General features: G+C 70.0%; 9 protein-coding genes and 3 pseudogenes. 6 read left to right on the forward strand and 6 right to left on the reverse strand.

Annotated elements, in window-relative coordinates:
• Window positions 1–84: 84 nt before the first annotated feature.
• From ACF08M_RS38185 to ACF08M_RS38195, 3 genes and pseudogenes are all read left to right on the forward strand, one after another.
• Window positions 85–630, forward strand: a pseudogene (locus ACF08M_RS38185) (IS630 family transposase); the annotation flags it as partial.
• Between the two features lie 274 nt (window positions 631–904).
• Complete coding sequence (locus tag ACF08M_RS38190) at window positions 905–2293, forward strand: IS1380 family transposase (protein ID WP_392189904.1); 1389 nt, start codon at window positions 905–907, stop codon at window positions 2291–2293.
• A gap of 261 nt (window positions 2294–2554) precedes the next feature.
• Window positions 2555–3016, forward strand: a complete 462-nt coding sequence (locus ACF08M_RS38195) for a DUF4262 domain-containing protein (RefSeq protein WP_392189905.1) — start codon at window positions 2555–2557, stop codon at window positions 3014–3016.
• Here ACF08M_RS38195 and ACF08M_RS38200 read toward each other — a convergent pair.
• The 4 genes and pseudogenes from ACF08M_RS38200 to ACF08M_RS38215 all read right to left on the reverse strand — a co-directional run.
• Window positions 2985–3122, reverse strand: a pseudogene (locus tag ACF08M_RS38200) (integrase core domain-containing protein); the annotation flags it as partial. The gene ACF08M_RS38195 and the pseudogene ACF08M_RS38200 sit on opposite strands and share 32 nt — an antisense overlap.
• A gap of 309 nt (window positions 3123–3431) precedes the next feature.
• Entirely contained in the window at window positions 3432–4106 is a 675-nt protein-coding gene (locus ACF08M_RS38205) for a response regulator (protein ID WP_392189906.1), read from the reverse strand.
• Window positions 4103–5461, reverse strand: a complete 1359-nt coding sequence (locus ACF08M_RS38210; RefSeq protein ID WP_392189907.1) for a sensor histidine kinase — start codon at window positions 5459–5461, stop codon at window positions 4103–4105. The genes ACF08M_RS38205 and ACF08M_RS38210 overlap by 4 nt, the downstream gene beginning before the upstream one ends.
• An 86-nt stretch (window positions 5462–5547) precedes the next feature.
• Window positions 5548–7527, reverse strand: a complete 1980-nt coding sequence (locus ACF08M_RS38215; protein WP_392189908.1) for a protein-arginine deiminase family protein — start codon at window positions 7525–7527, stop codon at window positions 5548–5550.
• A gap of 444 nt (window positions 7528–7971) precedes the next feature.
• Between ACF08M_RS38215 and ACF08M_RS38220 the strand changes: the two are divergent.
• Window positions 7972–8430: pseudogene (locus tag ACF08M_RS38220) on the forward strand (IS6 family transposase); the annotation flags it as partial.
• A gap of 431 nt (window positions 8431–8861) precedes the next feature.
• Window positions 8862–10403 (forward strand): TIGR03086 family metal-binding protein, encoded by a 1542-nt coding sequence (locus ACF08M_RS38225; protein WP_392189909.1) that lies wholly within the window; start codon window positions 8862–8864, stop codon window positions 10401–10403.
• A 92-nt stretch (window positions 10404–10495) separates the two neighbouring features.
• Here the strand turns inward: ACF08M_RS38225 and ACF08M_RS38230 are convergent, their stop codons facing one another.
• Window positions 10496–10720, reverse strand: coding sequence for a hypothetical protein (locus ACF08M_RS38230; protein ID WP_392189910.1), 225 nt, complete (start codon window positions 10718–10720; stop codon window positions 10496–10498).
• 758 nt (window positions 10721–11478) lie between these two features.
• On the opposite strand from ACF08M_RS38230, the gene ACF08M_RS38235 reads away from it, so the two are divergent.
• Window positions 11479–11706 (forward strand): hypothetical protein, encoded by a 228-nt coding sequence (locus ACF08M_RS38235; protein WP_392189911.1) that lies wholly within the window; start codon window positions 11479–11481, stop codon window positions 11704–11706.
• 13 nt (window positions 11707–11719) lie between these two features.
• Here the strand turns inward: ACF08M_RS38235 and ACF08M_RS38240 are convergent, their stop codons facing one another.
• The gene (locus tag ACF08M_RS38240) at window positions 11720–12115 is read right to left on the reverse strand and encodes a DUF6415 family natural product biosynthesis protein (RefSeq protein ID WP_392189912.1); all 396 of its coding nucleotides are present in this window, start codon (window positions 12113–12115) and stop codon (window positions 11720–11722) included.
• Between the last annotated feature and the right edge of the window lie 11 nt (window positions 12116–12126).

Consider the following 12126-nt stretch of genomic DNA (forward strand, 5'->3'; position numbering starts at 1 on the left):
GGATGACCCGCACGGCGGGTTCGGCGGGCGGGGACGGGAAGACCTACGGCCGGAAGGCCGCAAAGCGTCCCGTCCCCGACCCAACAGATCCAGGCACTGGACCGCTCCCAGCCGATGATGCCGGGCATGCCCGAGCGGCGTACCCACGACTACCTGCGGCACGGCATCACCAGCCTGTTCGCCGCTTTCAACATCGCCGACGGCACCGTGATCAGCCAACTCCACCGCCGCCACCGCGCGGTGGAGTTCAAGAAGTTCCTGGTCACGATAGACAAGGCCGTACCGCGCGAGCTCGATGTCCACGTCGTGTGTGACAACTACGCCACCCACAACACCCCTGAGATCAGAGCTTGGCTCGCCAAGCACCCACGCTTCCACGTCCACTTCACCCCGACCGGCTCCTCCTGGATCAACCAAGTCGAGCGCTGGTTCGGCCTGCTCACCGACAAACTCATCCGCCGCGGTGTCCACACCTCCGTCAAGGCCCTGGAGGACGACATCAAGGCATGGATCGCCACCTGGAACGAGAACCCCAGGCCCTTCACCTGGACCAAGACTGCCGACGAGATCCTGAAATCCCTCGCCGACTACCTCGCCAAGATCACCCCACCCGACGCAAAAACAAAGTAGAAACTTAAATACGATACTTCAGGCGCAACATGTAGGATCTCGCGCTCCGCTTCATAGGGCGACGCCGTGACCTGCGCATTCTCCGGCTGTCTCACGCCGCTTCACCGAGGTCCTGTCTCAGCTCCCGCTGCACTTCCTCGCGGTGAACTGAGCCCGGATCCACCGGCTTGATGTCTGTGGACAGTTTGTCGGGGAACGAAGAAGTGCCTTGTGACCTGCGATGATGGGGTTTCTCTAGGACCACATCAGGCACGATCAGCAAGGCACTTCCGAGATGCAATCTTCCCATGCCGCAGCGGCGGTCTCATCCGCGTTCGATGACCCGAACCTGATCGCGTACGGCGGGCTGGAGCCGGTGGTGCGGTTGGCCGAGCGGTGCGGTCTGCCCGCACTGGTCGGGGAGTACATCCGTCTGCCGGCCTCGAAGGACGGCACCGGTGCCTTCCCCGCGGCGAAAGTGATGTCGCTGGTGGGCGGCATGATCGCGGGCGCCGACAGCATCGATGACATGCACCGGCTACGGCACGGCGCAATGGGCCGCCTGTTCTCCGGTGTGCGGGCCCCGTCCACGCTGGGGTCGTTCCTGCGTTCCTTCACGCACGGGCACGTGAAGCAACTGCACGCTGTGGCCCGCCGGTTCCTTCCCGAACTGGCCCGTCACGCCCCGCTGCTGCCCGACGCGGACCAGGTCGCCTACGTGGACATCGATGACACCATCCCCCGCACCCACGGCTACGCCAAGCAAGGCGCCGGTTACGGATACAGCAAGGTCAAGGGCCTGAACGCGCTGCTCGGCATCCTCTCCACACCCCTGGCCGCCCCGGTGATCGCCGCCACGAGGCTGCGCAAGGGACCATCGAACTCCGCACGCGGGGCTGCAGCGTTCGTCGCCGAGACCATCCGCACCGCCCGCGCCTGCGGCGCCAGTGGCCTCATGGTGATGCGCGCGGACTCAGCGTTCTACGGCGCCGATGTCGTCAACTCCTGCCGGGCGCTCGGCGCGCGGTTCTCCATCACCGTGCGGATGAACGCTTCCGTCAAGGCCGCCATCGCCCGCATCGATGAGGACGCCTGGACGCCGATCAAGTACCCCAAGGCGGTCTGGGACGAGGAGGGCCAGTGCTGGATCTCCGACGCCGAGATAGCCGAGACCGGCTACACCGCCTTCACTTCCAAGCCGAAGAAGCAGCAGGTCACCGCCCGTCTGATCGTGCGCCGCGTCAAACGCCTGACCACCGACGCCGTCCCCGCCGGACAGGGCACGCTCTTCGACACCTGGCGCTACCACGCCGCGTTCACCGACTCCCCGCTCTCCTTGAACGATGCCGAGCGTGATCACCGACGGCACGCTGTCGTCGAGCAGGTGATCGCGGATGTCAAGAACAGCGCCTTCGCCCACGCGCCCTCCGGGCATTTCCAGGCCAATGCCGCGTGGCTCGCCCTGGCAGCCCTGGCGCACAACCTGACCCGCGCCTCCGGCGCACTGGCCGGCACGTTCCATGCCAGAGCGACCACCGCCACCATCCGTGACCACCTGATCAACGTGCCCGCCCGCCTGGCCCGCTCGGCCCGCCGCCTCACCCTGCACCTGCCCGAACGCTGGCCCTGGAGCACGGACTTCACTCAGCTCTTCAGCATCGTGCACGCGCCACCAGCCCTCTGACACTCCCTGACCGACCCGCCCGAAAGGGCCCGAGACCTGCGGAAAAGTGGAAAGGCTGGGCAGACCAGCGGCCACCCCACGCCCGAATCCGCAACTCAGCCCCCACACGCCCTGCACGACCCCGAACCGATCACACCACAATCAAGCCGGTGGATCCGGGCTCAACTGGTCGTTCGAGATCTAGATTTCACGCCCGATGTCGCAGCGAAGGTACTGCCCAAGGGGCGTCCTCACGATTCTTGCGAGGAAAAGGACTGTCCCGTGTGTCCCACTGATTTCCTGGCGGGGTACGCTGTCCGGCTTCGGAGTGCTATTGCGGAGCATGGGTTCGTCATCCAGCGGGTTGGTGCTCGCGAGGGCTCTGCCACCTTTTGCTACACCATCGGCCTGCACGAGTCTCTGGGGTACGAGTTCGTGATGGTCGGCCTGGACGGCAGGGTGGCGAAGGGCGTGCTGCGCTCCGTCGTCGAGCGATTTTCCGGATCGTCTGATCCGGTTGCCGGCGAGGTGCTGGACGGGCTTCTTGAGGACGGTGTCCAGCTGCTCATGCGGCCGGTCGAGTCCCTGGAGCCCTTCGCAATGCTGCGGGCGGTGTACGGCGAGGAGATCGCCGTGCCGTATTGGCAGGCCGTGTGGCCCGACCCTGACGGCGTTTTCCCTGAGGTTGATCCCAGGGAGTGGACACCGGGTTTCATGCGACGAGTGACAGCGTACGTGACGTGATCAGTCGTTGTTCGAACTCGGCCGGTGTGAGATAGCCGAGCGCGGAGTGGCGGCGGCGGAGGTTGTAGTACGTCACCCAGCGGAAGAGCTCGAGCCGGGTGCGCGCCACGACACGTACGGCTACGCCGGCCCAGTCCCCGGAGTCGGCGGAGGCCGAGCTCGCTGCCGCGCGGAAGAGGAACCGCGGGTCCGAAGGTGGCCAGCCCGCGTGCAGCCGGCCGGTACGGGGTCGGGATGCCGATGTGGATGTGGGTGACCCGCTCGATGTCGTCTTACGGGCCCGCGACTGCGACGGCGACGCGGTTCCAGAGTGCTCGGGACGGGGCACGGCAGCCACCAGCGAGTGGCAGTGACCAGCACGGTTGCCTCCCGGGGCGGGCGGCGGGCGGTACGTCGGCCGCTGGGGGATCCGCCCTCAGATCTGATCGGCCGAGGCCAGGCCGGACTGCCAGGCCCAGGCCGCGATGCCGACCCGATTGCGGACGACCAGCTTGCGCTGGAGGTTGGCCACGTGGGACTTGACGGTGGCGAGTGAGATGAACAGCTCCCCGCCGATGTCCACGTTCGACAGGCCCCCGGCGACCAGCACCGCGACCTCCTCCTCGCGCGAGGTCAGCGGCTCGACGGGCGGGTTCCCGTTCCGGTCGACTGGGGGGACGAGCCGGTGCAGCATGCGTGCGGTGATCTGCGGGCTGATGAGCGCGTCGCCGGACATCGCCGCACGCACCGCCTCGACCAGAAGCGTCGGTCCGGAGCGTTTCAGCAGGAAGCCCGAGGCTCCGCCTCGGAGCGCGGCGTGTACGTACGCGTCGAGGTCGAAGGTGGTGACCACGACGACCCTGACGGGCGGGTCCGCCTCGGGGCCCGCGAGCCGCCGGGTCAGTTCGAGACCGTCCAGGCCCGGCATCCGGATATCCGCCAGCAGTACGTCGGGACGCAGGCGGCGGGCATCATGGAGCGCGGTGACGCCGTCCGCCGCCTCGGCGATCACCCGCATGTCGGGTTGGGCATCGAGGACGAGGCGGAAGCCGGCGCGGATGGCTTCCTGATCGTCCGCCAGCAGAATCCGGATGGTGCCGGAGGTGGTCATACGACGGTCTCCTCGGGAGTCACGCCTCGCGCGGGGCTCGTTCGCGCGTGCGGGTCCGCCGCCGGTGAAGCACCGGCGGGCAGCGGAAGAGTGGCTGTGACCTGCCAGCCCGCGGTCCCGTGCGGCCCCGCAGTCAGCGAGCCGCCGAGAGCTTCGGCCCGGTCGGTGAGCCCGGACAGTCCGAGGCCGCCCCGCGCGCGATCCGGAGGCAGGGACGCCCGTGGGGCGGCTCCGGCCTCGGCCGTGTCCGTGACGGTGATACGGAGAGCCGTGCCGACCCGGTATGGCACCCGCCGGGCGGTGATGTCGACGACCGCGGCGGCGGACGCGTGGCGGCGGATGTTGGTGAGGGATTCCACCACGATCCGGTAGCCGGTCGCGCTGACCTCCCCGGGCAACCCCTCCAGCGCGTCGCTGGTCACGTCGAGACGGGCCTGAACTGTGCCGGTGCGGGTGAACCGGGCTGCCAACTCGGTCAGTTCACCCAGGTCACGCCGCCGATCCCCCAAGCGGTCGGAGTCCTCCGCGCCGGGGGGCCGCCCGGCAGGCGGGGCGGGGACACTGCTCGGCACCGCCGCATCCCGGCCCCGGCCTCCGTCCTGGCCCCCGTCTGTGTTGAGCGTCCATACCGTACGGTCCATCGCGGCCAGCGCCTGCAGGCCCGCTTCTTCGATCCGCGGCAACAACTCCACGGCCCGCGCAGGGTCCTGCCGTGCCAGGAGCCGGGCCGCTTGGACGAGCACCACCACTCCCATGACGTCGTGCGCCGCGAAATCGTGCAGATCACGGGCGACTTCGAGACGCTGGTCGCGACGCTGCTCCGCGAGGGCCCGACGTCTCCTGGAGTCCTGGACGCGCAGATAGCCGCCCAACGCGACGGCACCCGCCGCCAGCAGCGACCAGAGCAGGCACAGCACCGCGGTCTCCGTCGGCCCCGAGGGCGGGGTCAGATGCGGGCCGATACGCAGGGGCAGCGCCCCGATCGCCCCACCCTGCACGGCGGTGTACGCGATCGCCCTGGCCGTTCCGCTCATCCGACGCGCCGTCGGCACCAGGAGCGCGAGCAGCGCGAGTGTCTCCAGCACCCACCACCAGCCCGTGGCGTTGACGACCGGCCCTCGGTAGCACGCCGTCACCGCCCCGGAGCCGACGGCGGCGGCGGGCCCCAACCACCGACGGGCCGACCGGCGCCGGGGCAGACGGGCCGCCGCCGCCAGCGCCGCACCGGTCGTCAGCAGTCCCACGGCGACGATCGTGACGCCCGTGGCAGGCCCGGTTGTCCAGGCGGCAGCGGCCACACCGAGGAACAGAAGGCCGCCGAGCACGCGCAGCTGGGGCAGGTACCGGTCGCTCATGATCACCGACCCTATGAGACGGGGCGGTGAATCCGGGTGGCGGCCCGGGACCGGGGTCGGTCCCGCTCGGTCCGCTACGGCCCGGCTCAGTCCCGCTCGGTCCACCACGGCCGGGTTCCGGAGAGACTCCGCAGCGCGTTGGTCGCGCAGTGCACCTCGCCGCCGACGGTGCCCCGGTGGTGCGAGTAGGCCCAGTCCTCCACCCAGGAGATGCGGGTGCCGGTCCGGCTCAGGGCCTTCTCGGCAGCCTGCTCGAAGACGTCCCGGCCGCCCGCCTCCGGGGCGTGCTGGCGCGGCGCCAGATAGACCCCGGTGCCGGTGCTGACACCGTTGGCCGCGCCGGGCAGGTAGTTGGCGACCAGGTCCCGGCGCGGATACTCGGCGGGCACATCAAGGCTGTTGAAGAGGGCCGGGACACGCACGATGTCACGGTCCGTCAGCCCGGCCTGATCGCGCAGGGTGCGCAGGGCGGCCTCGATGCCCCGCCCGGCGATCTCGGTGCCACGGGTCAGGGACGGCTTGCGTAGCGCGTCGGCGACCGTGAGACCGGGGTCCTCGGTGTCCTTCGCGGCGACCCCGCGTACCAGCGCCCGACCGCCCCCTCCGCGCTTCGCGAGGTCGCTCAGCAGGTTCCGGCCGAGGACGGGGTCGGCGACGACCGCCACCCAGCCCCGGGCGTTCCGGGCCGGGACGAAGGACAGGAACTCGTCGATGTGGCCGACCCCCAGCCAGCTGGTGTCCACTGCCACAGGCCGCTGATAACCCTGCGCGGCGAGCATCCGGGTGAAGGACGGGTCGGGGGATTCCTGGCCCCCGGTCCCGCCGTAGATGACCCGCCCGACCGGGTAGCGGCGGCCACGCCAGGTGTACGGCGGGAGGGTACCGAAGTTTCCGGTGGAGCTGAAGGAACCGTAGTACTGGCTGTCGTCGCTGCCAACCCGCCGGGGGTCGTACTGCTGGATCACTCCCGTACCAGGGCCGCGCAGCAGTGGGAAGGCACTCCGTGAAGCGTCCCTCAGGGGGAACTCGCGTGTGGCCGTGCCCGGCATCACGTCCGCGGACCGCACGACGACAGTGACGCGGTGCTCCCGGCCGCCGGGAGCGGGGATGGAGGCGTAGGCGGTTTTGAACAGGTCCTGCATCCAGATGTCGCCGCCCGTGGGGTAGTTGTACAGAGGGGCGGGCAGCCCGGCCCGGTCGAGGCCGCGTCGCAGGTCGCGGCGGAACGCAGCCTCTCCGGGTTGTACGGGCCGTGGCTGTGCGGCGGGGTCGTAGCGCTTGCCGCGCTCCACCTCGGCCGGCCCGGTGGTGTGGTCGGCCGTCATCAGGCTTCGTATCGGCATCAGGTCGTGCTCGAACACCAGCGGCGCAACCCGGAGCCGTACTCGGTCCTCGGTGGTGGCGCCACCACGATCGACCTTCAGGACGAGGTCGGTGAAGCCCGCCCACTGCTCGGGGTCGCGTACGAAGTCCCGTGCCTCGACGCCCAGCGCGACGCCGTGGCGCAGCTCGCCGGTGGTCAGTCGGTCGCCGGGCCCCAGCAGGACCATACGGCCACGGCGCTCGGCGAAGATTCGGACGTGGTCCCGGGAGGCCGGGTCGGCGGTGACGGTGGCGGTGGTCCCGGCCTCGGCGCGCGGGTCGGCGGTGATGCGCACGGGGGCGAGGTCGGCCAGGTCGGCCGCGCCGTCGATGACGGAGTTCGCGGCGTCGTTGCAGGCCGCGAGGCGGTCATCGGGCAACCGCGCGCCAGTGGGGCCTGCGGTGGGGCAGCGCCGCTGGTCGTCGTCCACGTTGGGCAGCATCAGCGCACCGCGGCCGCGGGTCCACATGTCCTTGCCGGGGTCGTCGTCGGTGGTGACCCGGCCGTCCCGGTTCGTGTCCGCCCGGATGACCAGTCCGAGCGGCGCGGCGTGCGCCGGACGCCCCGGAAACGTTCCGGACATAGCCATGAGCAGGGCCGCGCCGAGTACGCCCGCGCTCGTGGGCACCGGACGGCGGCGCCGGTGGCGAGGGCGTCCGACGGGGCGGGCACCGGAGGTGGCCAGGGAGCTTTCGTCGTCCATGGCCCCACTCTCGGCGGGGCGCCGACCGCCGCGCATCCGCCGGATGGCCGGTTCCCGTCCGATGGGCGAGTAACGTCTCATCCTTTCGGCGGGGTTGTCCGACCGCGGCGGATCCGGCCGAGCGTCCCACACGCCGCCCGCCACGCGGTCGTATACCTCGTCGCCATGGTCCCGCGCGGGGCGGATGCGCGGCCGGACTCATTCGCGGCAGGGCCGATGACCGTCCGATCGGTGTGGGGCGCGTGCGCCGTGATGCGCACCATCGGCCCGGGAGTGGACGACACCGTGCGGAGCGGACCGCACCGGGTGTTCGCCACCGAATCTGATGCCCGGACGGTGGATTCCACTCGATGCACGACATCGGCCGGGAGGCGCAGGGGCACTGTCACGTTGGCTGACCGGGTGGGATGATCTCCGGGTTGATCACGGTGGAGGGGGTTGTCCGTGGGCAGTACGCCGCCGTCGTACAAGGGGCACCGGTACCCGGTCGAGGTGATGTCCCACTGCGTGTGGCTGTACTTTCGCTTCCCGTTGTCATTCCGTGAGGTGGAGGAGCTGATGCTGCAGCGCGGCGTCATCGTGTCCTACGAGACGATCCGCTGGTGGTGTCTGAAGTTCGGTCAGCCCTACGCCAACGCGATGCGCCGCCGATGTCCCCGCCCCGGCGACAAGTGGCAGCTCGACGAGGTCTTCATCACGATCAACGGCGAGCAGAAGTACCTCTGGCGCGCAGCCGACCAGGACGGCAACGTGCTGGACATCCTCGTCCAGAACCGGCGCAACAAGGCCGCGGCCAGGCGCTTCTTCCGTCGGCTCCTCAAAGGAATCGGGGCCGTGCCGAGGGTGATCGTCACGGACAAGCTCCGTTCCTACGGCGCGGCCCACCGCGAGGTGATGCCGTCCGCTTCGTGATCTGGGATCAGATCACCGGCGCCACCACCCCGCCCACCGCAGCGTGACCCAGGCCCCCGCCCAACCCCCACACGCCCTGACGCGCCCTCAACCGATCAACACCCCCACCAACGTGACAACGCCTCGCGAGTGAGTGCAGCCGACTCCGGCCATCCGCGCAGCCGACTCCGGAAGCTGACAGTTCGATCGCCATGCCCGCCCCGCCCTTCCGGTCCTGCCGCAGTAAATGCGTACACCTCGCCTGTGGCGGCCGGAGGGTCCGCCGCAGGTCGCGATGGTCACGGTAGGGGCTCTGCCGCAGTAAATCCGGCATTTACTGCGGCGGTTTCATGAGGCTGCTTGACTCTCCCACGAAGGGAGAGTCAAAGGTGGAGCACATGCGCATGGAAGACGCGTCGCGGCCTACGTGGAGCATCGGGGCCGTGGCACGGCAGACCGGGCTGCCGGTGAAGGTGGTCCGGCACTGGTCGGATGCGGGTGTCGTGGCACCGGTGGGACGGACCGCTGGCGGATACCGCCGCTACGACACAGGCGGTATCGCCCGGCTGCAGATGGCCCGGACGCTGCGGGACCTGGGGCTGAGCCTCGGTGAGATCCGGGCCGCTCTGGACCGCGAGAGCGGGCTCGCGGACGTGGCCGCCGCGCACGTCAAGGCCCTAGAGGCGCAAATCCGCCGGCTACGGACCCACCAAGCCGTCCTGCGCAACGTCACCCATCACACCACCCAAGAAGGACTCGCTCTGATGACCCGCACCGCACACATGTCCCCCGACGAGCGCCGCAGGCTGATCCACGACTTCCTCACCGACACCCTCGGCGATCTGGACGTGCCCCAATTCCGTGAGGGGCTCCGCGCCGCCGGCGCGGACCTCCCCGAGGAGCCCACCGACGAGCAGGTCGAGGCATGGCTGGAGCTGGGCGAGCTGGTAGCCGGAGGGGAGCTGCGCCCGGCCATGCGGCGCATGGCCCAGTACACCGCCCGCCAGGGGCAAGCAGCGCAGGGCCCCGACGCCACAGCGGCGGCAGAGATGCGCGTGCTCACCGACCTGTGGACCACCCGCGCCCGCGAGGCGATGCAGGCCGGCATCGCAGCGGACTCCCCTGCCGCCGACACGGTCGTCGCCGACATCGTCGCCGCCTGGCTGCCCAGCCGCGCCAACAACGACCCCGGCATGACCGCCGACGGCGCCGAAGCCCGCTCCCTCCTGCACGAGCAGCTCACCGCCGACGCCGAGCCAGCTGTCGAGCGCTTCTGGCAGCTCCTGTGCGTCCTCGGCGGTCAGCCCGCGCCCGCCTCAATCGCCGCGGAAGGACAGTGGCTGGCCACCGCCCTGCGCGCCAACCCCGCGCCCGGCGCACGCGATTCTCGGCTCGAAGTTCTCTACGCGCAGGACGCCGGCCCCTGGCCGGGCGGTGTCCTGGACGCGTTTATACGCGTCCAGGACACCGTCGGCGCACTCGTGCGCGCGACTGCGCCGGAGCAATTCAACCTGCCGACCCCCTGCGAAGACTGGACCGTACGGGATCTGCTCGACCATCTGGTGTGGGAGAACATCATCTGGGGCGGCCTGGCCCAGGACACACCACCCACCGACGGCCACACAGAAGACCACCTCGGCGACGACCACGTCGCAGCCTTCGAAGCAGCCGCCACCACCGCTCGCGCAGCGTTCCGGCAGCCCGGCATGCTGGATCGCTCCTTCGGCCCCGCCTCCGGCCGCCGCGTGGTCGAGCAACTCCTGATCGAGCTGCTCGTACATGGCTGGGACCTCGCGGCAGCGCTCGGCCGCGACCGTGCGTTGGAGCCCGACATCGCGCGCATCGCCCTGCCCGTCGTTCAGGAGGTATACGGCGATCTGCCCCGCACCGTTGGCGGCTCCTTCGCCTCAGCCGTGCCCGCCCCACAGAACGCCCTGGCCCTGGACCACGTGGCTGCGTTCCTCGGCCGCCGTATCCCGCACTGAACCGGCGCCCAGACACCCGGCTGTCGCACACTGCGCGGATCCGAACGGCCGCGCCGGCGCGGCCCGCCCACAGTTGCGGTAAAGGCGCAGGTTCATTCGTTCTCCACAGTGGCTCGCGCCGCATGGTCGGCCGGGGCTCGGGGACTCGGTACAGAGGCCGCGGCGAGCTTGAGACGAGCGCCCATGTCGAGGTTCACCTCACCGTAGGGCCGGACATGGGACCAGAACAGCGAGGTCAGGCCGCGCCGGTCGGCAGGCGTAAGCAGGTCCGCCCACCCCGGTTCGCCGAGGATGTCCTGGAGCATCAGGGTGTTCACGTATTCTCTGAACTTCGCTTTGCCCCGGTTCAGACCCCTGGTCGCTCGCCCGCGGTGACCGTGCGACCGGCGACATCGCGGAAAGTCGGCAGGCCGAGATGGACGGTAGCCACCCGGCTGGTTCGCTGGTCGAGCTGGGCGAGTTTCTTAAGGCGTCGATGACTGCCCGGGGGCTGGTGTTGCAGTCCCGGAGCGAGTAGGCCACTCCAATACCGCCGACCGCGCTCTCCCATCGCAGGACCGCGTAGCCGTCGACGAATTCGGATTCGTCGAACTCCGCCTTGCCGCCAGCAGGCGCGTGCAGCAGCAACGGCGCGCGTTCCGGTGTCTCGGGGTCCCGGTTGAACAGCCCCATTGTTCCTCCCCAATACAGTCTGGATCGTGCTGGTGGGGACCTTCCCAAGCCCCCCGGTGCCCACACGCCCGAGGTGGTAAGGCGGCCAGGGCGCGGCGTTGTTCTTCCTCGCGGGCAATCCTGCCGGGCGAGGACGTCGCGGTCGGCGTACGGGGCGACGGCGGCGAGGACCAGGAGCTGGAGATCGGCCGGCTCCAGCGCCTCCACCTCCCACCGCACCGGGCAGCAGAGGTCGAAGCTGTAGTTGAGCGAAGGCCGGTCACCGGGGATCGCCGTACTTGACCGGTAAATGGCGCTGCACACGCCCCGGCCTGCCCGATCCGGAGTTATCCACAGGCCTGAACGCGATCGGCGGATCCTCCGTACGCTGCTACCTCAAGTCGATCACACGGGGGTGTGCGGGATGCAGTGCGGCGTGGTGATGGAGGAGTTGGCGGTCGAAGTGCTGGCACGCCGGGAGGTGATGGCGCTCGTGGAGGTCGCGCGGATGGAACCGCAGGCCTGGCCCGACGTCGGAGATCCCGGATCCGTGGAGGAGATCCGTGAGGCGTTCGGGAGGCGCTGCTGGGTCCAATACATGCCCCACCCTGCCGGGGCGATCGAGGTCCGCGAGACCGGCTGGGTCGGCTGACAACCGGTCATACTCAGACGGCCCTGACGACGGGCGCGGCCTCCAGGCGGTCAAGTCGTTCGTAGAGGGCGCGGACGAGGCGGGCGCGGTTCTGGGCGCAGCGCACGGTGCCCTCGATCGTCGTGGACAGCCGGCCTTCTGCCTCGCGCAGGACGACGTCGGCGAGCACTTTGGGTCCGCTGTCCTTGGGCAGCTGGTCGGCGCGGCGGCGGACGTCGGCGGCGACTGCGCGGGCGTGGCCGGTGAGCTGGAGGGCGATCTGCTCGTAGTCGCGGGTCGTGAGCGTGTCCTCGTCGGTCCACGCGAGGACGGCCTTGACGAGGCTCTCGTACGGCTCGCGGCCGAGCGGGAGTTCCGCCTCGATCAGCCCGTCGGGGTCGTACAGGACCGTGTGGGTGCTGGTGTGCATGGCGGGCCTCG

It is taken from the genome of Streptomyces sp. NPDC015032 (genome assembly GCF_043080425.1).
In the GTDB taxonomy this organism is placed as follows: Bacteria; Actinomycetota; Actinomycetes; order Streptomycetales; family Streptomycetaceae; genus Streptomyces.